The sequence below is a fragment of the Streptosporangium sp. CA-115845 genome (assembly GCF_050943795.1).
Taxonomy (GTDB): Bacteria; Actinomycetota; Actinomycetes; order Streptosporangiales; family Streptosporangiaceae; genus Streptosporangium.
In genome coordinates, this window is sequence record NZ_CP191988.1 from 8,033,659 (window position 1) to 8,056,257 (window position 22,599).

Consider the following 22,599-nt stretch of genomic DNA (forward strand, 5'->3'; position numbering starts at 1 on the left):
CCGGCAACAGCATGATCGCGATGCTCGGCGGCATGAGAAACAGGAAATCGTTCGTCGTCGCGGTCGCGCTGGCCGCTCTCATCGGTTCCGGGGCCGCCGGCGCGAGCGCCGACCGCGCGGCCGTCGACCGGCCACCGGCGTGCACGCCTCCGTCCGGCCCGTCCGGACCTCCGGCGCTGAAACCGACCACCGTCACCACCATCGAACAGGCGTACCGCTGCGTCTTCGCCAACTACTACAGCGGCCCGATCCTGGACTCCCGCACGCTGCTGGTGCCCGCGTTCGCCGTACTCACCCAGGAGCTGCAACGTCGCGGGCTGGACCGGCCGAACGCCACCCTGCCGGCACTCACCGGCCGCAAGGACGCCGACTGGGCCGCGTTCCGCGCCGTCTACCAGAAGGTCGTCGACACGCTGCCGGCCGCTCCCGAGGTACGGCAGGCGGTCGCGGAGGCGACGATGCGCGGCATGGTGAGGAGCCTCGACGACAACCACGCGAACTGGGATCGTCCGACCCCGCGCGGAGTGTCGCTCGGCGCCCGCCTCTCCGGCATCCGTCCTCCGGGAGTGGCCGATCCGGCGGCCACCCCGCCGGCCTTCGTCACCGACGTTCTTCCTGACGGCCCGGCCGCCAAGGCGGGGATCCGGCCGGGCGACGAGCTCGTCGCGGTCGACGAGGTGCCGCTCTTCGTCAACGGGGTGCTCTCCCAGGGGGTCCTTGACGGGATCATCACGCCCCCGGCGGGGAAGGCGATCCGGCTCACCCTGCGCCGTCCCTCCACCGGCGGCACCGTCACCGCCTCGGTGACGCCCGCGCCCGTCTCGGGACCGGAGCCGAAGGTCGAGTCCAGGCTGCTGTCCGGCTCCGTCGCCTACGTCAGGCTGCCGGCCTTCTTCCCCGGCGCGGCGGACAAGGTCCTGCAGGCCATCGCCTCCCTGCGGGAGAAGACGACCCTGCGCGGGATGGTGCTGGACCTGCGCGGCAACGGCGGCGGCAGCCCGCAGGAGGTCGCCAGGCTGCTCGGCGCCTGGTCGCACGGCAAGGCCACCAGCTACTGGTGCGACGTGCGCGACCGCTGCACCGCCAACCGGAGCGACGACACCGTGCCGCTGCTGGGCCTGCCCCTGGTCGCGCTCACCGACCGCAACTGCGCCTCGGCGTGCGACTCCTTCACCAGTACGGTCAAGGACCTCCATCTCGGCACCCTGGTCGGCACCCGTACCGCCGGCGCGGTGTCCGGCCCCGGAGCCGGCTACCTGCTCGACGACGGCAGCATCCTCATCCTGCCCAAGATCCATGAGATCGGGGCGAACCGGGAGGTCGTCAACACCATCGGCGTCGCCCCCGACCACCAGGCCCCGACGACCTCCGCGGACCTGTCCGCCGGACGCGACCCGGGCGTCGCGAAGGCCCTGACCCTGTTGAAGTAGGCCCGCACCGATCACGGAGCCCGGTGGTCGCCGGGCTCCGTACCGGTGCGGACGGGGAACCGTACGGTCAGCTCAAGCCCGCCCCCGGGGTTGGGGCGGGCGGTGAGGTCGGCACGGTGAGCTCGGGCTATCGAGAGCACGATGGACAGGCCGAGACCGGCGCCGTCGGCGGTCCTGGTCCGGGAGTGCAGCCTGCGGAACGGCTGGAACAACTCGGCGATCCGTTCCGCGGGTACCTCCGGGCCGGTGTTGCGGACGGTCAGCACGCCCGTCGCGGTGAGGCCGACGTGCACGGTCCCGCCGGGACGGTTGTAGCGGACCGCGTTCTGCAGCAGGTTGGTCAGGAGCCTGCCGAGCAGCACCGGGTCGCCCGCCACGACGACCGGCCGGGTGTCCACGGTGATGACGACACCCATGACGACACCGTCGGCGGCCGTCTCCTCGACCGTCTGGCGGATCAGCGAGTCCAGTGCCACCGGCTCCATGCCGTCCAGACCGTGTTCCGCCTGGGCGAGCAGGAGCAGCGAGTCGATCAGCCGCTCGGTCCGCCGGTTGGCGGTCAGCAGCTTCTCCCGTACCGGGACCAGCCGGCCCGGCAGCGGGTCTTCCAGCCCGATCTGGATCGCGGCCCGCTGGACGGCCAGCGGGGTCCGCAGTTCGTGGGCGGCGTTGGCGATGAAACGGCGCTGGCTGTCCACCGACCGTTCCAGCCGTTCCAGCATCGCGTCGAAGGTGTCGGCGAGGTCGGTGAGCTCGTCGCGGGGACCGGCCAGCGCGATCCGCTCGTGCAGGTTGGACAGGGAGAGCCGGTGCGCGGTGGCGGTGATGTGCCGCAGCGGGCTCAGCATCCGTCCGGCCAGCCACCAGCCCGCGACCACCGAGACGACGGTGAGCACGGCGATCACGATCGCACTGACGGTCCACTGGTACTGCAGCACCGCGCCGGGCAGAGTGTTCACGGCGTCGACGACCTTGGGCCGCACCAGGAGCTCAGGCGCCCCGGGCGCCCCGGGGGGAAATTCGCCAAAGAGCGGAAAGTCCTCCGCGATGGAGCTGACCCGGCTCTCCACCGCGCTCGTGAGCAGCAGGTTCACCACGGTGAGCAGGATCGTCGAGGTGACCAGGAACAGGCCGGTGTACAGCAGGGTGAGGCGCGTTCGTACCGTGCCGAAAGGTTTCCGGGCCGTGTGCCGGGTCACCGTGGAGTTCCCGGATCGTACGCCGGATGCGCCGCACGTTCCCAGGCCGTACGCCGGGTCACAGCAGGTACCCGGCGCCCGGTACGGTCCTGATGCACGGCGGGTCGCCGAGCTTGGCGCGCAACCGGCTGATGATGACGCGCACCACGGTGGTGAACGGGTCGACGTGCTCGTCCCAGGCCGACTCCAGCAGTGTCTCGGCGCTCACCACGCTCCCGTTCGCCCGCATCAGCACCTCGATCACCGCGTACTCCTTCAGCGACAGCCTCAGGAAGCGGCCGTCGCGGGAGACCTGCATTCGCTGGGGGTCCAGCACGATCCCGTGTCGTTCCAGCACCGGTGGCAGCGGCGCCTGGCTGCGCCGTCCCAGGGCCCGCACCCGCGCCACCAGTTCGGTGTAGTCGAAGGGTTTGGGCAGGTAGTCGTCGGCGCCCAGCCCCAGCCCGGCGACCCGTTCGGGCACCGACGCGGCCGCGGTCAGCATCAGGATGCGGGTACGTGCCCCGGCCCGCACCAGGTCCCGGCAGATCACGTCGCCGGGTATCCCGGGCAGGTCCCGGTCCAGCACCAGCACGTCGTAGTCGTTGACGGCCAGCCGTTCCACCGCGGCCTCGCCGTCGTAGACCACGTCGACCGCCATCGCGTGCCGCCGCAGCCCCATGGCCACCAGGTCGGCCAGATCCCGCTCGTCCTCCACCACCAGTATCCGCATGCTCGAAGTCGTATCCGACCGCCGATAACAACGGCGTTAACGCCCGCGCCACCCGCGGCAGATCGGGCTGCGGCACTGCCCGTTCGTCGAGTTGGTCGAGACCCAGGCCGCGGTGATCTGCCCGCTGCACGGGGCCACCACGCCTACGTCGTCCTTGAGACCGCCAAGGTCGCGGCTCTGCTCGTCACCGGCATCCTGCTGCCGACGGCGTGAAGCGCCGAGCCCGTCGACAGCACGGTATCCATCCGGACCCCGCCCGGTATCAGGTGGATCACTCGCCCTATCACGCCATGATCATCCAAGCTATTCTCACCGGAAGCAGGTGCGACACGCCGTTCCGGATGTGGCACGGTTCACACCGGCTCCGAAGATCCACGCACCGTTTGGGAGCTTCGATGAGGTTCCAGGTACTCGGCGACGTGGCGCTCGTCGTCGACGGTCATCCGGTACAACTGTCCTCCCGCAGGCAGGAGCAGTTGCTGGCACTGCTCATCTGCGCGCAGGGGCGCACGATCGCGCCCGAGGCGCTGATCGACGCGATGTGGAGAGAGCGGCTTGAGGCACGCTCGGGAAAGAATCTGCAGGTGCTCGTGCATCGGCTGCGCAGGACGCTGGACGATCCCGAGCGGATCCGGCACGACCGCTCGGGTTACGCCCTGTCCGCACAGACCGGGGAGGTGGACGCCTGGCACTTCACCGACTTGACCACCCGCGCCAAGGAGTTCCTGAACCTGAGGGATCCGGAGACGGCGCACCGGCTGCTGGGGGAGGCGCTCGGACTGTGGTGCGGCCGCGCCTTCTCGGGCCTGGACGACGTGGCGCCGCTGGCCGCGGCGGCCGAGCAGCTGGAGCAGGACCGCAAGCGGGTGCTGCTCGAACGCATCGACATCGACCTGGCACTGGGCAGGCACACCGAGATCATTCCCGAGCTGGTCTCGATGGTCGCCGAGGACCCGCTGGCCGAGCGCGTGGTCGCCCGGCTGATGGTGGCGACATACCGGGCCGGCCGGCGTACGGAGGCGCTGAGGATCTACCGGCAGACCCGCGCCGTCCTGGCAGAGGAGCTGGGGGTGGAACCGGGGCCGCAGCTGCACGTGCTACAGCAGGCCATCCTGCGCGGGGATGTTCAGATCGGCCTGGACTCCCACCGGAGAACGGAGCCGGCGGGGGGAAGGCCCGCGGCCGCCCCGCCGGCTCCGGCTCCCTTCCTGCTCCCCGCACCGGTGAGCGATCTCACCGGACGCGACGACGAGTTGCGCCGGCTCACCACGATCCTGCGCGGTCGCGTCACCCCACCGGCGCTCACCGCCACCTCCACGTCGGCGGTCGCCACTGCGAAAGCCGCCCCCGCCTTCACCCTGTCCGAACTCCCCCTCGCACCGGTGATCTGCGCCGTCTCCGGCATGCCGGGAGTCGGCAAGAGCGCGCTGGCCGTACGGGCCGCGCACGAGGTGCGGGGCGAGTTCCCCGACGGGCAGCTGTATGTGAACCTGCGCGGCGCCGAAACCGGGCCGGTCACACCGGCGCACGCACTCGGCCGGTTCCTGCGCGCGCTCGGCCTGCCGGGTACCACCATCCCGGACGGCCTGGACGAACGCGCCGAGGTGTTCCGCGCCCATCTCTCCGGCCGGCGCGTCCTGGTGCTGCTGGACGACGTGGCCGACGAGTCCCAGATCGAGCCGCTCCTTCCCTCCGGGGGCGGGTGCGCGGTGCTGGTCACGAGCCGTTCCGCGCTGACAGCACTGCCCGCGCTGCCAAGTACGCACCGGTTTGTCCTCGGAGTTCTGGAGAGTACCGCCGCCGTCGAGCTGCTGAGCACGATCACCGGCCGCAGCGAGATGAACGCCGGTGGCGCCACCGCCGAGCAACTGGCCGAGCTCTGCGGACGGCTGCCCCTGGCGCTCCGGATCGCCGGGGCACGGCTGGCGGCACGGCCGCACTGGACCGTCGAGCGGCTCGTCTCCCGGCTCGCCGCCGAGCACAACCGGCTCGACGAGCTCACCTACGGGGCCCTGTCGGTGCGGGCGGGCCTCGCCCTCGGCTATTCCGGGCTCAGCGAGACCTGCCGTGTCCTGTTCCGCCGCCTCGGGCTGCTGGAGACCCCCGACTTCGCCGGCTGGATCGCCGCCGTGCTCCTCGACGCCGAGCCGCACGACGCCGAGGACGTGCTGGAGGCTCTGCTGGAGGCGCAACTCGTCGAGTACGCGGGAGTGGACGGCATCGGTGAGCCCCGCTACCGCGTCCACGACCTGGTACGACTGCACGCCAGGGAACGCGGCGTGGCCGACGAGCCGCCAGGCGCCACCGACGCGGCGCTGACCCGGCTGACCGGGGCCTACCTGTCGCTCGCCGAACAGGCACATCGGCGGCAGTACGGCGGCGACTACACGGTGCTGCACGGCGGCGGACCGCGCTGGGACTGCGGGCCGGCCACCTCCCGCCGGCTGCTCGCCGACCCGGCCGCCTGGCTGCGCAGCGAACGGCTCGGCCTGGTGGCGGCCGTGGACGCCGCGGCCCGGCTCGACCTGAGCGAGACCTGCTGGGACCTGGCGATGACGGCGATCACGCTGTTCGAGGCGCAGGGGTACTTCGACGACTGGCGGCACACCTGCGAGACCGCGCTGTCGGTGGCCCTGCGGGTGGGCGACCCGCGTGGCGAGGCGGCGATGCGCTACGCGCTGGGCACGCTTGAGTTGTTCCGGCAGTGCTACACCGCCGCCCAGCCCCACTTCGACGTCGCGCTGTCGCTCTTCGAGACGGTGAACGACCGGCACGGCCAGGCGCTGACCCTGTGCAACGCCGCACTGATCGAGCGGGTGGAGGGACGGGCCGGGACGGCGCTGCGCCGCTACCGGCGGGCGCTGCGGATGCTCCGCGAGGTCGGTGACCTGCATGCCGAGGCTCACGTGCTCGGCAGCATCGCCCAGATCCACATCGAGCACGGCCGCCCCGAGCCGGCGACCTTGCTGCTGGAGACGGCGCTGGCCGTCTACCTCGCGCTGAGCGACCTGCGGGGAGTCGCCCAGATCCTCAACCGGACGGGTGCCCTGTACCTGCGGCAGGGCCTCGCGGAGCAGGCCGAGATCGCCTACCGGCGGGTGCGCACGACGACCCTGGTGGCCGGGGACCGAATCGGCGAGGCGTACGGGCTGCTCGGAATCGGCGAGGCCCGGCTGCTGGCCGGCGACCTCGACGGCGCCACCGCCCGGCTGCGATCCGCTCTGCGCATCGCCACCGAGGTCGGCGAGCCGTTCCTGGTCGCCCGCGCCAGGCTGGCGGGCGGCCGGGTGGCCGCGGGGCGAGACGACCTGGAATCGGCCAGGGCACTGCTGGGCCAGGCCGTCCAGGCGTTCACCGAGATCGGCCTGCCGGTCTGGTGTGGCCGGGCCAGGGAGGCGCTTCACGCCCTCGACGAGCCCCGAGCCCGGCCACCCATGCCGTGCTGATCATTTACCGCCGGTGCGGCCGTATTCCATCCAGTGGCTGTCGCAGCGGGCCCCCGCGCCCGTACGGCCGGGACACGGCGGTGGCACCGGGACGACCCGCGTCCCAGGCACCACCGCCGACGTCACCGGTGGCGTTTCGATTCTTTTTGTGAACGGTTTGCGCTGGCTATCCGGACAATCGGTTACCTGTTACTTTTTCGGCTTTTCGAAATTTCTCCGATGCCTCAGGGGGCGATCAGGTTGGCGATGTATCGAACAGCATTGAAGACGTTGCCCACGAGGAACTTGGCCCGTACTCCCCTGGTGGCCCCCTCCGGCGCCTTCACCCAGACAAACGGCGGCTTGAACTCCCGAACGTCCTTGGAGTCCAGCTCGTTGTAGGGCCTTTGGCCGGTGCCGGCGACGTGATTGTCAGGTGACACCCGGCCGCCGGGCAGGCTGCTGTAGGGGGTCCCCGACGATCCCCCGGACACGGCGGGGTCACCGCTGTTACCACCGCCGTTACCGCCGCCCTTGCCGCCTTTCTTGCCGCCACCGTCGCCGGGGGCGCACGGGTCGGTGTTCATGTTGTGGACGAGAAGGTCGACGCCACCCGCGGTGACGTGGTAGGTGTGCACGGCGTCGACGGTGAGGTTGTGGACCCGCTGGTGGGCGTCGCGCCGGTGCAGGGCGACGACGGTCAGGCGGTCACCGTCCGGGGTGAGCAGGCTGTCGCCGGTCTTGAGATCGGCGGCGTCGATCCACTGCCCGCGATCGTCCACCCAGAACGGGTGGTTGTCGGTGGCGACCACTGTGCCGACGGCGTCTCCGCGTGAGCCGTCGGTGTCGACGGTGACCTCGACGAGGTGTTTGTCGCCCTCGCCGACGATCGTCGCCACCACCGGCCTGGCCGAGGTCCGCCCGGTCTCGGGGTCGGTGGCCAGCACCTCGTCCCCGATCCGCACCTCCTCGATCGGGACACGGGAGCCGTCGGCCATCAGCACGGTGGTGCCGGGCACGAAGCTGTTGCAGCTCGGGCCGCGGTTGCGCACGGTCACCTGGTCCGGCGCCTTGGTGGGGCCTCCTGGTTTCCTGGGGCCCGGTCCGGGTCCGGCCGGCCCCGCGCCGGGTGTCTTGCTCGCTCCTGCCGCCTCCTGTGCCTTCTTCCACTTGGCCAGGTCGTCCTGGTACTTGGCGGTGGCCGCCGCGGCCTCGTCGGCCTCGCGCAGCACCCGCCGGGCCCACTTGACCCGCTCGAACCAGTGGATGACCGCCTTGCCCGCCCGGATCGCCGCCTTGAGGGTCTTGGCGGCCTTGCCCCACGGCACGACTCCCACGACCGCCATCGCGCAGGAGCCGATGTTGCCCTGGATGCAGTCACGGACGTCGGTGTAGCCGATGATGTCCTTGATCGCCTCGCCGCCGACTTCGATCGCGACATCCACCCAGGTCTTCTTGACCGTCTTCTTGGCGTGGTCCTGGTCGCCCTTGCTGGGTCCGGCCGGCGGAGGCGGCGGCGGGGGCTTGCCGCCTCCGCCGCCGTTGCCGTTGCCACCGCCACCGCCACTGCTGGGGGGGTCGTCGTCGCACTCTCCGGGATAGTGTCCGCAGAGCTCCTTCAACCCGGTCGGGTCGCTGAAGGTGATCGGGCTGTTGTTGCTGTAGGCGTAGCCGTTGAGGTTCTGCGGGTCGCTCGGATCCATGATCGGGTCGACCGAGACGAACCGGCCGATCGACGGGTCGTACTCGCGCGCCCCCAGATGGGTGAGCCCGGTGGTCGCGTCACGGGTACCACCGATGAATCCCTGTTCCGACGGCCACGAGGCGGGTTGTGCGCCCCGAGGGTTGCCGAAGGGGTCGAACTGCCTGCGGGTCACCTGGAGCGAGGCGGCCTCCACCGCCAGCTGACCGGTGCCGTTGTGGTCGGGCACCAGCCAGGTGAGCTTCTGGTCGTTGGTCCTGGCCGCGACCATCTCGTTGCCGTGGCCGTAGTAACGGGTGGCGGTGGTCGCGGTGGCCCCGGTCGCCAGGCGCAACTCCACGGCGCCCAGGTAGAGCGTGGTGGCCACCGGCTCTCGGCGGATCAGCCGGGTGCCGTCGGCGTCGTAGAGGAACGAGGTGCTCTGCCCCGCCTCGGTCACCTTCGTCAGGTGTCCCTCGGAGTCCCATTCCAGCTTCTGCTCGGCCGAACCCAGCTTGCGCGTGGTCAGGTTGCCGGTGGCGTCGTAGGAGTAGGTGTCGAGCCGGGTGCCCGACGGGCCCGACGTGCTGACCTGCTGGAGCGTGTGCGGGCGCGGCTGGCCCGCGGCCGGGTAGGAGTAGGTGCTCGTGGTGTCGGCGGTGGCCGTACCCACCGCGTGCCTGGTCGCGGTAAGCCGCCCGCCGGTCTTGTCGTAGGTGTAGGAGTGCCAGTACGGCGACGCGCCGCCGACCACACCGGCGCTGGGCGTGGACGCCGCGCAGCCGTCGGTGGCGGTCCACGCCTTCGACAGCCGCCGCAGGTGGTCGTAGGTGAAGCACTGCACGTCCGACGGCGCGTTACCTGCCGGCGGCGTGTCGGCGATCTTGAGAATGTTCCCCGACTCGTCGTAGGCGTAGGCGACGTCGGCCTGGCGTACCTGGATGGCGGTCTGCCGGTCGGTGATCCGGCGCACCACCCGCCGGGTGCCCTCCTCGTAGGTGTAGTCGTGCAGCACCGTGGAACCCTCGGCGCCCCAGCGCTCCTGCAACGGCTCGCCGCGCTTGCTGTACAGCGTGTCCTGCACGTAGGTGGCGAGGGACGACCTGGTCTCCAGCGGCATCCCGAGATCGGTGTAGGTGGTGCGGACGGTCTCGGCCGCCAGGTTCCCGGTCTGGGGGTAGGTCACCGACTGCGTGGTGCCGTCGAGGTTGTAGCGCATCTTGAAGGTGTAGGTCCCGGCCAGCTTGCCCTCGGTGGCGGGGATCACGTAGCTCGCCGAGGTCGGCCGGTAGGCGGTGTCGTAGGCGTCCGCCCTGGTGGTGTAGGCCTGCCCGCCGGAGTAGCGGGTGGAGGCGACCCCCAGACCCTTCACCGACGTGCCGTCGGCCAGCGTGTCGTAGGTCCAGTCGGCCAGCTTGTCACCCGTCAGCGTTTCCTGGTGGACGGCGGTCCGGCGGCCCAGCACGTCGTAGGCGTGGGCCAGGGTGCGGCCCGCGGCGTCGGTACTGGAGGTCAGCCGGCCGAGCTGGTCGTAGGCGTAGGTGGTGGTCCCCTTGTCCGGGTCCTCCGTCCTGGTCACCCGGTTGCGCAGGTCGTAGGAGGTGCGCCAGACGTTCCCCGCGGGGTCGGTGACCGTCGCCTCCATCCCGTTCTTGCCGTAGGTGTACCGGGTGGCGTCGTACTCGCCGGTGGGACTCTCGCCCTTGTACTGGCGCAGCTCCACCGTCCGGCCGGCCGCGTCCAGGATCGATGTGGTCGGTGTCGCCCCCTTGGGCGGGTCCACATCCACCCGGTCCGCGGCGTAGGTGGTGGTGGTCCGCTTCTTCTCGACGCCCATCACCTTCAGCGCGGTGCTGACCTCGCGGCCCAGCCCGTCGTAGTCGAACACGGTCTGCGCCGGCACCGCGCTGTCGGCCACGCCCAGCAGGTTCGTGCTGGGCGGATCGGCGTTGGTGTAGATGTCGTTCTTCTTGGCGGCCTGGCCGAGCGTGTTGTAGACGGTGTCGCTGAGCAGCCGGCCGCCGCCGTGCGCGGGCAGCTGCGTCTGGCGCAGCCGCAGCAGCCCGTCGTACAGCTCGTGACCCACGGTCTGGGTCCCGTCGTTGCGCAGCGTCTTGGTGGTGACCGCGACCGGCCCGTTGGTGCGCACGTTGTAGGAGAACTCGCCGTTGGGCGTCTGGTCCGTCGTCCGGCCCGGTAGCCAGACCTTCGTCAGCCGGCCCAGCGGGTCGTAGGCCAGATCGGTCCTGCGGCCGTTCGCGTCCTGCTGCGCGGTCATCGCCCCCCGTTCGGGGGCCAGCGTGGTGATCTCGACGTGACCGAGCGGGTTGGTGGTCGTCACCTCCGTCACCAGCCCGCCGGTCTCCGGCGTGTAGGCGGTGACGGTCTTGGCCCCGGCCGCGTCGTAGCTCTCGGTCACCCGCCCGTAGTCGTCGAAGACGTTGCGTGAGATCGCCACGTACTGTGGCTGGGCGCCGGAGTAGGAGTCCAGCTCCTCCACCATGGTCAGGTCGCCCTTGGTCGGCGCGACACCGTGCGCGCCGCCGTCGTAGAACATCCTCGCGTCGCCGAGCACGTCGGCGGGCCTGACCGGGGTCGCCGAGCAGGCCACCGAGACCGTCTCGGTACGGCTGGGCAGGCCCAGGATCCACGCCGTGCTGTTGGGCGAGTACGTGTAGCGGGTGCACTGATCGTCGGTGGCGGTGGCGATGTCGCCCAGGTCGTTGATCTGGGTGACGGAGCCGCTCGCGTCGTACGAACGCTGTGTCTCGGTGCGCCGCCAGATTCCGGTGCTCAGCTTCGTGCGGCTGCGCACCTTCGCGGTGTCCAGCTTGTACGCCTGGTCACCGCCGCCCTCGGCGGTCGGGCCGTGCAACCACGGATCGTTGATGGTGCCCGACTGCTCTGCCCCGCCGGGCCCGTTCAGATAGCGGGTCTCCCTCTCGAAGCCGTTCAGCCGCCAGTGGTCGTCGACCTTCGTTCCCTCGGAGTCGGTGACCTGCGCGGTGCGCTTGCCGGTGGGCTGCTTGTCACCGTGCATGCCCCGGAAGAACAGGTGCTCGGTCGCCGTCCGCCGGTCGGTGCTCTCACCCCTGGACACCTGGACCCGCTCGTAGCCGCGCCACTGCGACCAGGTACGCCGCGCCGCCGGCACCAGCTCCTGGTCGTCGTAGGCCCAGGCGGGACTGCCCAGATAGGAATAGTCGGTCCGCACCGTCGGCGAACCGCCGGTCAGGTCGGACTCCAGCACCTGGACGGCCGGATACTTGTGGAACCAGTCCAGGTAGGGGTCGGTGGCCCCTTCCGGCGCCCAGTAGGTGGGGAAGCAGCGCTTGCCGTTGGCGTGCGGCTCGGGAAGGGCACCGCGCCTGCACTCCGGCTCGGCGTAGTTGACCGTGAGCCGTCCGCCGGTCTCGTTGTTCACACTGCGGATGCGCCACTTCATCATCGGCGCGATGCCTTCGAGCCCGTCGACCCGGTTGGGCATGTCGACGCCGTCGAAGTCCACCGCGGGGGTGCTCGCCGAGCCCCCCACGTGCCCGGTGTGCTGGATTTTCTCCAGCCACAGCGCGGCGCTCATGTTGTCGCTCGGTGTGGGGAAGGTCTGCGTCAGCGTCCAGGAGTCGACGTCGCCGTACGTCGTGCCCTTCAGCACCTGAGTGGTGACCTTCGTGAGCCGCTTGCGGGTGAAGAACGTGGGCGAGTAGTTCTCACAGTCGGCCCCGGCGGCGCAGAGCTGGTCCGCCGGCACGTCCGGCCAGTACTTGGCGTTGGCCGTGGTGAGCTTCGCCGGCGCGCAGTCGAACGACGAGGTGGGCAGGCACCGCTCCGCGACGGTGAACAGGACGCGCCCGGTGGCGGATGTCGAGTAGACGGCCCCGGCACGCTGGCCGTACTCGACGCGCCGCAGGTAGCCGCCCGCGGTGTACGGCGTCTCGTCAGCGGCTTTGATGTTACGTCCGTAGTGGTTGATCTCGGGCGTGTAGAAGTAGCTCATCGTGTTGCCGTGCGTGTCGATCACGTGGTCGAGGTTCCACCGGTATGCCTGCTGGCACCAGGAGTCGGCGAACGTCGCCTTCTTGCAGGGTTCGTCGGTGTTGTTGCCGAACACCGGCACCGTCCAGGCCGATCCGGTCACCTCCTTTCCCGTCGTCCAGCCGGGCAGCCGGTTCAGGCCGAAGAAGTACTGCGTGCCGTCCAGCGACGTGATCTTCCAGTGCTCTCCGTCGTTGTCGCCGTTGGTCGTCCCGGTGAGCTTCTCGACCCGCGAGCCGTCGTCGTTCTTCGGCCGCCAATCACCACTGGTCGAGTCGCGCACCAGCTCCGTGGAGCTGCCCCCGAGCATCATGGTCGCGTTCTCCCCGGCCCAGCACTGCTCGCCGGTCTTCGGGGTCACCCCGTCGTCGTTGCACGACTTGTACTTGCGCTCGACGAAGCCGGCCGGAGTGAAGTCGAAGCCCTCTCCCACCCAGCTCGGCTGGTTGTTGGTGGACGCGGTACGTCCGTCCACGCCGCCGGCCGAATAGGTCAGGGCGAGTTGCGGCGACGGGCCGCCAGGCGACGGCGGCGAGCGCAGCGGGTACGACCAGGAGAAGTCCCCGGTCTGGGCACTCACCTGCCATTTCGCGGTGGGCGAAAGCGTACTGGCGGTGAAGTTCCCGGTGCTTCCCGAGGGGGCCGCGGCCAGTGCGTACAGTCCCGCGCCGGCGGCGCTTCCCGCGACCGCTCCCGTGGAGGCCACGGCGGTGACATCGGCGGTGAGCGCGCCCCGTCCGGTGTCGTTCGCGGTCGGCACCGGCTGGGGTGCCGGGCAGTCCCCGGTGCCCGGGGTCTGGGTGAGGGCGCAGCCGGGCAGCTCGACCAGGCGCAGGCGGGCCGCCCAGTCACCGCCGTAGGCGTGCCGGAAGGCCGAGTAGTCGACCTCCAGCGCCACCGGCGCGGGCTGCGCGGCGTCGTCTGCGCGGATCACCCGGAGCCGTACCTCGGCGGCGTCCGCCACCTCCTTACCCGGCGGGTCCAGCACCTCCACCCGGACCCGCCGCGGCGGGTCCGCGGCCGGGGTGGCGTCCGACGCCGACGGCGCCCCGGTGGTCGGTGTGGCCTCCGGAGCCTTCGCCGATGCTCCGGTGGTCACCGGGCCGACCCGTACCGGCAGGCCGGGGAGCGCGACCAGGACGGAGCGTCCGTTCCCGGTCCCGGTGACGCCTGCGGTTCCGGATGCCGGCAGCTCGACCGTCGCCTCGGCCGCCTTCGGCCAGGCGACCTCGGTGGCCTCCTTCATCGCCCGCTGCTCGGCGGGGTCGGCCGGTCTGTCCTTCAGCGGGATCGGCGTGCCCTCGACCAGGTGGTCCGACTGCGGCTTGGGGGGGTCCCAGCGGTCGGTGATCGCCGACGCCGGGAGGGCGAAGAGGTAGGTGGCGGTGATGGAACCGAGCGTGAGGATCGTGATCCGCCGGACGCTGCGACGTCGAGGTCGGGATCTGGATGAATAAGGATGTAACAGGGGGGAACTCATGATGACCTCCGGTGCCGGAGCGGACGCGCGTGCGCCCACTCCGGCGGTACGGAAACAGGATGGCCGCGAAGCCGGCTCGCGGGATCTCAGTGCCGGAGAGCGCGTCCATACGGGCGCTCCCCGGCAGCACACACGGAGACGGGATGACCGGGGTAGACCGGGTCATGTGGATCTCACCGCCGGAGAGCACGCCCACCTGGGCGCCCTCCCCGGCGGTGCGGGAGAAGGGGATCGCCGTAGGAGAGAGCCGGTGCCCTCTCCTACCGTCCGGGGACGGGGACTACTGCAGGGCCAGGTCGTAGATCTGGTCGTCGGTGAGCACGCCGGTGTAGACGCGCACGTCGTCGATCCCTCCGGCCCAGCGGTTCACACCCTTGATCGCCCTGCCGATGGCCAGCGGCCCGGTGCCGTTCCAGGGCGTGGTGAACGTCGTCGCGCTCTCCCGGTTCCCGTCGACGTAGAGCCTGAGCTCGTTGTTCGCGTGGTCGTAGACACCGACCAGGTGCGTCCACGTGTTCAGCTGGGCGGGGTTGAGGGAGAAGGGTCCGGTCCAGTTGGTGTCGTTGGTGTCGGCTGTCGGCATGTTGAACCGCCAGCGGTCCTGCGCCTTGTCGTACTGGAGGTAGAAGGCGCTGCGGTTGACACCGTCCTGGCTGACCGCGGTGCGGTAGTCGGCCTTGTCGGTGAGCTTCAGCCAGGCGGCGACGGTGAAGGACCTGTCGGTGCGCACCACCGGCTCGGCGGTGACCAGCTGACCGGTGGTGCCCGCGAAGTCGGCCGCTCCGCCGATCCACCCCTCCGACCAGGTGTAGGCGCCGGACGCGGTGGCCGGCCTGTCCTTGCCCGAGGAGTCGGCGGCGACGGTCCCGGAGGTCTCGTCGAGCCGCCAGTGCCCCTCCGGGGCCGCCGGGTGGCTCGCCAGGCCGGCGACCTCCTGCCGGTAGACCCCCCGGTCCCAGACACGGACGTCGTCGACGCCGCCCCCGAACCGGTCCGAGGTGCCCATTGCCCTGCCGATGGTGAACTGGCCGGCCCCGTGCCACGGGGTGGCCTGGACACCCGTGGCCGTCTGCTGCCGCCCGTCGACGAACAGCGTCAGCCCGCCGGTGGCGGCGTCGAAGGAACCGGCCAGGTGCGTCCAGACCCCGATCTGCGGCGACGCGTTGGAGGTCGCCATGGGGTAGGTGACGGCGCCCGCGGTGTCCGCCGAGGTCATGACCATCGCCCAGCGGTCCAGCCCCTTGCTGTACTGCAGGAGGAAGGCGCTGCGGTTGACACCGTCCTGGCTGATCACGGTCTGGTTGCCGCCGTCCTTGTTGAAGAGCTTCACCCAGGCCGCGACGCTGAAGTTCGCGTCGGTGCGGACGATCGCGTCGGGCTTCTGCGGCGTCACCTGGGCGATACCGTTGAGCCACACTCCGCCGGAGACCCGGCCCGGCTTCCAGGCGGCGCCGAGCGTCACCGAGGCGTGATAGGCGTTGCTCGAGGAGTCGTTCGCCTGGGTTCCGGTGGTCTCGTCCAGCTTCCAGTGCCCCACCGGGGACGTCCCGGCGCGTACGCTGAACTCGTACCGCTTGTACGGGCCGATGTTGCCCGCCTTGTCGCGGCTCCACACGTACAGGACGTTGAGCAGGTCACGCGGTGGGGTCACCTTGACCGTCGCCGTGCCGTCCGCGGCGGCCGTCACCGATGTCGCCGAGCCCGGGTCGTCGTTGTTGAGCGCGTAGCGGTAGCCGCCGATGTCGGTGACCGGCCCGGGGGTGAGCCTGAAGACGCCCATCCGGCCGACGCCGCCCGAGGGGATCGGGTCCTGTCCGTCCGGTGTCTCGGGGTAGTCGGTGGAGGCCACCGTGGGCGCGCTGGACGGCCGGGTACGGTCGATGATCATCGAACACCACCCCGACCAGGCACTGGTGCCGCTGGTGGCGACGCCGTCCTGAGCGCGTACCCGCCAGCTGATGTTGGCGCCATCGGCGAACACGCCGGACGGGATGGGCGCGGTGACCGGCGTTCCCGACGCGACATAGGCGGTGTAGCGTTCGCCGATCTTCGCTCCACCGGTCACGTGCCACTCGAAGTGGGCACGCACGGTCTGTCCCTTGGCCGCGTCGGCGTCACTCACCCTGGCCCGCAGCGTCGGGGTCAGCGTCGTCACGTACGGGGTGGCCGTCCCGGTCGCGCACGACACCGCCGAGCTGGCGCCCACCTCGGTGGAGAGCTGGTCGGGCACATTCGGCGTGGTGTTGTAGGTGATCTCGATGGTGGGGTTGTTGCGGAACTTCTTCCAGCCGAGCTTGTCGGACTCGCTCGCGGCGCGCAGACCGAGGGTGAGGTTGCTCCACTTCTTGCTCGCCGCCTCGACCACCGCCGAGGTCGCGTCGAAGTCGACGCCGCCCGCGGCGCAGTTGGAGTTGTAGCCCTTGGCCACGTTCGCCGAACTGATCTTGCGTGTCCAGGACGGCTGTGCCGACCAGGTCGTACCGGTGCCGATCGCGCCGGTCAGCCAGAGGTCCACCGCCCGGGCCGTGCACGACCACGAGTGCGTCTCGTAGGTGCGGAAGGTGGCCTTGATGATGTGCTTGCCGTTCACCGGCGCGGTGTTCATCCGGAAGAACGACCGGTAGGTGTCGACGGTGGGACCGCTCGGCACCGTCGGATCGTTGTAGTAGCCCACCTTGGCCACGTCGGTGGTGCCGTAGTACTTCGTGGTGCTGAAGTGCTTGGAGACGTAGGCGAAGGCCAGCCGGCTGGCGCCGTGCATCGGCGGGTCGACGTAGAGCGGGAAGGTCAGGCCGGGGGTCCGCAGGAACTCCTGATCGGGGGTGAGGACCAGGGTGCCGCCGTCCAGCCGGGCGGTCATCTCCCCGATCGCGTCGCCGGTACGCGGCCCGGCGAGCCGGTCACCGCTCTCCTCCCCCGATCCCGAGGAGTCCCACATCTGCGGGGCGTTACCGTGGAACGCCACCGTGCCGTCGGTGGCGACCAGCGTGAGGTTGCCGGTCTTGTCGAGGTTCAGCGTGCCCCCGCCGACCTCGGTGGCCACCCGCAGCTCGGCCAGCTCCGGCCGGCTCGCCGCCTGGGCGCTCTTCACCACCAGTACCTGGGAGAAGCCCTCGACGTCGGCCGAGAGCACCAGGTCGATGCCGGGGATCACCTCGGCGTAGGTGGCCTTGTTGCCCTCGATCGAGGGCGTCGGCAGCGGGGCCGGCCAGGTGTAGGAGAGCGAGGCACCGTCCTTGACGATCCGGACCATCGGCCCGCTGCCCCCGCCGGAGAACGCCAGATCGAGGGTCGCGGCCTTCGGCCCCAGCGAGCCGTCCTTGCGGACCACCAGTTCCGATTCCGCGTCGACCCAGGTCGAGCCCTTCTTCACCCGGGTGGGCCGGGCCGAGACGACCAGTCGCTGGTTGCCGTCGGGCTCGGCGAACACCTGCTGGATCTCCGAGCGCTGGGACAGGATCTCGACCGGCTGCCCGGTCTCCCTGGCCTTCGCCAGCGCATTGGCGCCCTCGTCGACCACGGGAGCGGGAGAGGGGCCGGGGTCGGGGTCGGCCACCGCGGGGTGCGAGAGGCCGACGAGTAATGAGGCCACCACTGTGGGTACGGTCAGCGCGGCTGCGAGCCACGGCCCCTGTCGCCCCCCGGTGGCATGTTTCGGAAACCGAACACGGACAGTCAACTTCACCTCACGTGCAATGTGGACACCGTCCCCCGACGGCGCCGATGCTGGTTGAGGTCAAGATAAAGATCGTCGGTTTCACGAGGGTTTCACCTCGTCCCGCGGTGGGCGTGGGACGAGCCGGGCACCGACGAAGTGCCCGGCTAGCTCGCGGTGATGCGGTGGCCGGGAGCGCCGGTCATGTCCAGGCCGCCGGTGGTCGCGGACGAGAGCCCGCGTTCCCGGCGGCCAGGGCAGAGGCGGCGGGTCGTGCGGTTCACCCGCGTTTCTGCAGGGTGTAGAGGCGGATCTCGATGCCGTCGGGGTCGGTCACCCCGCTGATCAGCCATCCGATGCTGGCCTCGGCGATCCCGGAGTGGGCCGCGCCGACGGCGTCGAGGTGATCCGACCACTCCACCAGCGCGTCGTAGGTCGGCACGCCGAGCGCGACGGGGTCGAACCCCCGCAGTTCCCCGGCCAGCCGGGGCTCCTCGCGCAGCGCCAGCATGAGGGTGCCGTCCCGGTCGCGCAGCGCCACGCCGCGCAGCACGCCCGCCTCGGCGAACTCGATCGCCACGTCAAGGCCGAGCACCCGCCCGTACCACTCGATGCTCTTGCGCACGTCCGAGACCGGCAGTTTGACATGGTGGAATCCGCCCAGAGCCGTCATCGGTCACCCCTTCCCGGCCGGCGGAGGCGCCGGCGCGGATATGAAATTGTCAAAGCCACACTCTAAAGTCTGACCATGGTTCGGTGTCAGAGGTCAACGGCCGGAACCAAAAATCCGCGCAGAGCAGGCGCCGCGGCGACGAGCACCGGATGGCGGGTTCGATGCGGCCACCTCACGAGGCACCTTCCCGCGTGGAAAGGGGGAAGGGCTCCCCGGCCCGCATATCCAAGATCTTTCGAAGGTTGGATCTTCGCAGCCACCGGCAACTCATCACCAACGTTTTCCACATTTCTACGCATATCCGCTTTTTTCAGCATAATTCAGCATTTGTCTGCCGAGAGAGTGTGGCGGGAACGGGCTCGGGAATTATCCGGGAGTACCGACGGAGTACTGACAACGTACTGGCAACGCGAGATCCCTGGATGGCGACACACGCCGGATCTTGGGGGTGCACGGTGTTCGAACTGCGCGAGCTGGGCTCAGGCCTGGGTTACCGGGCCGAGCTGGCAGAGATGATCGACCAGCACGCCGACCGGATCGACTGGTTGGAAGTAATCACTGAGCACTTCCTGTTCGCCCCGGCTGACAGGCTGGCACGGTTGCGCGAGCTGGCCACCCGGTTCCCGATCGTGCCGCACGGGGTGGAGATGTCCATCGGGTCGAGCCGTGAAGTCGACGGAGACTACCTTGAGGCGCTGGCAAGCCTGGTGGCCGAGATCGACGCGCCGTGGTTCAGCGACCATCTCTGTTTCACCCGGACCGACCAGGTGGCGCTCGGAGTGCTCGTGCCGCTGCCCCGCACCCGGGAGACGGCGCGCCGGCTGGGACGCCGGGCGCAGCAGGTGCAGGACGCGGTGGGAGCACCGTTCCTGCTGGAGAACATCACCTACTACGTGGATCTGGCCGGCCCGCTCAGCGAGGCGCAGTTCATCGCCGAGGTGATGGAGAACTGCGAGTGTCATCTGCTACTGGACCTGACCAATCTCGACATCAACGCCCGCAATCACCATTTCGATCCGCTGGAGTTCCTCGGCACCATCCCGGTGGAGCGGGTGGCGCAGGTGCACCTGGCGGGCGGTGAGGACACCGACGGCGGCGAACTGTCCCTCGACACCCATGGTGAACCGGTACCGCCCCGGGTGTGGGATCTGCTGGCCGAACTGGTGGGCCGCACCACCGTTCAGGCCACCCTGGTGGAACGGGACCGGAACTTCCCCGAGGATCCGTACGAGCTGCTGGCGGAGATCGACCGGGCCCGGACCCTCCTGGCGGGGAGCGTCTGATGGGCCTGCTGGAGGCCCTGGCCGCGGTGCTGACCCGCGAGGCCGAGCTGGCGACGCTGCGTGCGGATCCCGCCCGGCTGCGGCGCCGTTACGGGCTGAGCGACGCCGAGCTGGCCATGCTGGTAGGCGCCTCCCCCGCGGGATTCCGGGTCACCGGCGAGAGCGTCCGCAGCAAGCTGGTACAGAAGGTGACGGCCTGCCTGCCCGCCACCGTCGCCGAGCTGAAGGCCCACTGCCCGGAGCTACTGGACGGGTTCGCCGCCGCCACCGTTCGCCGGCCGCGACCGGGCGACCCGTCGGAGTCCGGGGAGGCCGGGCAACTGGTGGCGTGGATCGGCGGCCGGGTGCCGGCGCCACTGGTCGACTTCGCCCGCTACGAACTGCTGTGCGGACGACTCGCCGGTGACCGGCGGGCCGCCCAGGCAGCCGGAGAACCGGTCCTCGCGCCGGACGGACCGGTACGTGGGATGCTCAGCGTCTCCCCCACCGTCCGGACCGCCTCCTTCGATCACGACGTCACCGCCGAGGTGCCGCCCGCGCGACTGCCCGCCCGGCGCACGTCGATCCTGCTGCAACGCCAGTGGGGTGAGCCGGCCGTCCGGGTCTACCGGATCAACGACGCCACCGCCGCCCTGCTGAGCCGCTGCGACGGCACCCGGAACGTCGCGGAGGTGATCGCGGCGGTCGGCGCCGACTCCGGCGCCGACCCCGACCAGGTCACCGGCATGCTCACCCGGTTCGCGGCGGCCGGCGTGCTGAACCTCACCCCTGACCGTTACTGAGGCGGCTCCCCGAGGGCCATCCCCATCAGACTCCGCGCCGACCTCGCCGAGGTCACTCGAACGGCGCGGAAATCGGCCCGGCAACGGGTCGTCGAGCTGTGGCCCGCCCACAGTGGGTCACCCTGTGAGAGGAAGCCCATGAGCACAGAGACACCGGTCGATGTCACCACCGATCAAACATTCATGTTCGAGCCCATCGTCGATCTCACCTCCGACCAGGCACCGGACCACTGTGGTGGGAGCTCCTGCAGCCGATGTGGTCATTAGCCATAACCATGGCAACGGCTAGAAGAGGAGCGGGGCGTCGACAACCCCGCTCCTCTTCCCGTTGCCGTGGCCGGCCGGTTCACATCCGGGGAGATCTCGTGGCCGAGGCCAGTACGCGGTTTCCCGGAAGCCGCCGGAACAAACAGAAATCGCGGGAAAATTGGCTTCGCCCATACCTACTTCAAGAATGAGAAAGCGAGCAATCAGATCCCTTGCCGTAAACGGTTCGCCTTATATCGTGCCTGGTGCCCATGGCCGCCAAGTGATTCACACTCGCGGCCATTCAGAGGAGGAACCCATGTACGGCAAGCGACAACTGATGGTTCTCGGTCCGGCGCTTCTCGCGGTCCTGGCCCTCGGACCGGTCTCGATCTCACCCGCCTCGGCCGCGCCGGACCCCGCGTCACCGACGGTGAGCACCCTGCCGGCCAGGGTGACGGAGCCGACCCCACCGGCCAGGGACCCGAGAGGGGGGTACTGGAACGGCTACCGGGACGGCTACCGGGCCGCCGGCCAGGACTGCTCAAGGCCACGGGCCAAATCAGGAGAACTGCCCGGCCTCGCACTAAGAATAAGTGACTACGACAGAGGCTGGCTGGACGGCTACGACGACGGCTACGACAGGTTCTGCCGATAACCACGAACAGCACACCGGACGGCAGAACCGCGCGGTCAAACGCGTCCCATCGGTCGGACCGGCCGTGAACGAAGAAGCGGAGCTCCAGCCCAAGGACTTTCACGGGCTGGAGCTCCGCTGTTCGCGTACTCTGCCGTCGCTCGCGAAATCCCCCTGGCCAAAGGGCCGTTCGCCCCGATGCACGCGAGCACGAAACGGAGACCGGCGACCCTCACGGCACGGCCACGCCGGCCGTACCGCCCGCGGACCGCGATCACGCGGAGGAGAGGGCGGGCCCCGTCGGGGCATGCCTGGACCGACCCGCCGAGGACCGCCATCGGCACAGATGATCTTCCCGCGCCCGTTCGTGGGTGCGGTGCCGCGGATCGGCGTGTTCGGACTGCTCGTCGCCGTATCAGGGACACCGTCGATCTTCGCTCCCTCTGCCAGGATCGATGATGCGCCAGCCTTTCCGGATCTTCTTCGTGAAGCCATACAAAACGGTCAACATAGATCATTTACTCACTCAAGTGAACATCTCATTGCATTTAGTTAGATTTCCCTATATATATGCCTGCAGAGGTTGGACCTCTGGACGTCTGGCGAAGGGAACGATGTGGTCATCCGGGAGAACCTGGCGGCCAAGGTGGCGGCCGAGCTGCGTGTCTTCATCGCGGACGACCTGCAGCCGGGTGCGCAGCTCCCCTCGGAGAAGGACCTGGCCGACCGCTGGGGCGTGAGCCGCACCACCCTGCGTGAGGCGCTCTGGCTGCTGTGGAGTGAGGGCCTGCTGGTCAGGCGGTGGGGTGTGGGCACGTTCGTGGCCGACAGCTCCGAGCCCGTCGTGATCGGCTCCAGCTCGATCATCCCGATCCGGGACGCGATCCGCTCGGCCGGGCACGAGCCGACGGTGTCCTACGGCCGGGTTGAGCGGGTCGACGCCGACGCCGAGGTCGCCCAGGCCCTCGCGCTGGACGGAGTGGCCACCGTGTGGCGGGTCGACCGGGTCTTCGACGTGGACGAGACCCCGGCGGTCTTCCTGCGCGACTACGTGCCCGCCCGGCTCAACGGGCGCGAGCTCGACCTCACCCCGCTGACCGATGTGAACGTCGATCTGCTGACCCTGCTGTCGGGGATGGGACGGACCCGGGTCATCCGGATGGAGGTCCAGATGGAGGCCGCGGGAGCGAGCGGCGAGATCGCCACCCTGTTGAAGGTGGCCCCCGGCACTCCCCTGCTCCGCGCCGTGCAGTCCAGCTACAGCGAGACCGGGCACCCAGTGATCTTCAGCGACATTCACTACCGGACGGACACGGTCCGACTGAGATTCGTCCGTACGACGCGCACCTGACCGCCCTCCG

General features: G+C 70.0%; 11 protein-coding genes. 6 read left to right on the forward strand and 5 right to left on the reverse strand.

What is annotated here, in order from left to right; translation table 11 throughout:
• Nucleotides 1–32: 32 nt before the first annotated feature.
• The gene (locus ACQP0P_RS38445; RefSeq protein WP_433365233.1) at nt 33–1,430 is read left to right on the forward strand and encodes a S41 family peptidase; all 1,398 of its coding nucleotides are present in this window, start codon (nt 33–35) and stop codon (nt 1,428–1,430) included.
• Nucleotides 1,431–1,441: 11 nt separating this feature from the next.
• On the opposite strand, the gene ACQP0P_RS38450 is transcribed toward ACQP0P_RS38445, so the two are convergent.
• Together ACQP0P_RS38450 and ACQP0P_RS38455 are read right to left on the reverse strand one after the other, a co-directional pair.
• Nucleotides 1,442–2,629: a sensor histidine kinase gene (locus ACQP0P_RS38450; protein WP_433365236.1), complete on the reverse strand. Its 1,188-nt coding sequence runs from the start codon at nt 2,627–2,629 to the stop codon at nt 1,442–1,444.
• 58 nt (nt 2,630–2,687) lie between these two features.
• Nucleotides 2,688–3,341, reverse strand: coding sequence for a response regulator transcription factor (locus tag ACQP0P_RS38455; RefSeq protein ID WP_433365239.1), 654 nt, complete (start codon nt 3,339–3,341; stop codon nt 2,688–2,690).
• A 395-nt stretch (nt 3,342–3,736) separates the two neighbouring features.
• Here ACQP0P_RS38455 and ACQP0P_RS38460 point away from each other — a divergent pair, with 395 nt between their 5' ends.
• Nucleotides 3,737–6,787 (forward strand): AfsR/SARP family transcriptional regulator, encoded by a 3,051-nt coding sequence (locus ACQP0P_RS38460; RefSeq protein ID WP_433365242.1) that lies wholly within the window; start codon nt 3,737–3,739, stop codon nt 6,785–6,787.
• A 224-nt stretch (nt 6,788–7,011) separates the two neighbouring features.
• On the opposite strand, the gene ACQP0P_RS38465 is transcribed toward ACQP0P_RS38460, so the two are convergent.
• The 3 genes from ACQP0P_RS38465 to ACQP0P_RS38475 form a co-directional block, all read right to left on the reverse strand.
• Nucleotides 7,012–13,962, reverse strand: a complete 6,951-nt coding sequence (locus tag ACQP0P_RS38465) for a polymorphic toxin-type HINT domain-containing protein (protein WP_433365244.1) — start codon at nt 13,960–13,962, stop codon at nt 7,012–7,014.
• A gap of 280 nt (nt 13,963–14,242) precedes the next feature.
• Complete coding sequence (locus ACQP0P_RS38470; protein ID WP_433365247.1) at nt 14,243–17,557, reverse strand: LamG domain-containing protein; 3,315 nt, start codon at nt 17,555–17,557, stop codon at nt 14,243–14,245.
• 340 nt (nt 17,558–17,897) lie between these two features.
• Nucleotides 17,898–18,290 carry a VOC family protein gene (locus ACQP0P_RS38475; RefSeq protein WP_433365250.1) on the reverse strand — a complete coding sequence of 131 codons (393 nt, stop codon included), beginning with the start codon at nt 18,288–18,290 and terminating at the stop codon, nt 17,898–17,900.
• Between the two features lie 455 nt (nt 18,291–18,745).
• Here ACQP0P_RS38475 and ACQP0P_RS38480 point away from each other — a divergent pair, with 455 nt between their 5' ends.
• The 4 genes from ACQP0P_RS38480 to ACQP0P_RS38495 all read left to right on the forward strand — a co-directional run bounded on the left by ACQP0P_RS38480 (nt 18,746) and on the right by ACQP0P_RS38495 (nt 22,589).
• Nucleotides 18,746–19,573, forward strand: coding sequence for a DUF692 domain-containing protein (locus ACQP0P_RS38480; RefSeq protein WP_433365253.1), 828 nt, complete (start codon nt 18,746–18,748; stop codon nt 19,571–19,573).
• Nucleotides 19,573–20,355, forward strand: coding sequence for a PqqD family protein (locus ACQP0P_RS38485; protein ID WP_433365255.1), 783 nt, complete (start codon nt 19,573–19,575; stop codon nt 20,353–20,355). The genes ACQP0P_RS38480 and ACQP0P_RS38485 overlap by 1 nt, the downstream gene beginning before the upstream one ends.
• Before the next feature lie 565 nt (nt 20,356–20,920).
• Entirely contained in the window at nt 20,921–21,259 is a 339-nt protein-coding gene (locus ACQP0P_RS38490) for a hypothetical protein (RefSeq protein ID WP_433365258.1), read from the forward strand.
• Nucleotides 21,260–21,854: 595 nt separating this feature from the next.
• Nucleotides 21,855–22,589 carry a GntR family transcriptional regulator gene (locus ACQP0P_RS38495; RefSeq protein ID WP_433365261.1) on the forward strand — a complete coding sequence of 245 codons (735 nt, stop codon included), beginning with the start codon at nt 21,855–21,857 and terminating at the stop codon, nt 22,587–22,589.
• The last annotated feature ends 10 nt before the right edge of the window (nt 22,590–22,599 follow it).

Bases quoted from the DNA above. Each gene is read 5' to 3' on its own strand.
- ACQP0P_RS38445 (WP_433365233.1), top strand. From the start codon at position 33: ATGAGAAACAGGAAATCGTTCGTCGTCGCGGTCGCGCTGGCCGCTCTC.
- ACQP0P_RS38455 (WP_433365239.1), bottom strand. From the start codon at position 3,341: ATGCGGATACTGGTGGTGGAGGACGAGCGGGATCTGGCCGACCTGGTG.
- ACQP0P_RS38460 (WP_433365242.1), top strand. From the start codon at position 3,737: ATGAGGTTCCAGGTACTCGGCGACGTGGCGCTCGTCGTCGACGGTCAT.
- ACQP0P_RS38465 (WP_433365244.1), bottom strand. From the start codon at position 13,962: ATGAGTTCCCCCCTGTTACATCCTTATTCATCCAGATCCCGACCTCGA.
- ACQP0P_RS38475 (WP_433365250.1), bottom strand. From the start codon at position 18,290: ATGACGGCTCTGGGCGGATTCCACCATGTCAAACTGCCGGTCTCGGAC.
- ACQP0P_RS38485 (WP_433365255.1), top strand. From the start codon at position 19,573: ATGGGCCTGCTGGAGGCCCTGGCCGCGGTGCTGACCCGCGAGGCCGAG.
- ACQP0P_RS38490 (WP_433365258.1), top strand. From the start codon at position 20,921: ATGTACGGCAAGCGACAACTGATGGTTCTCGGTCCGGCGCTTCTCGCG.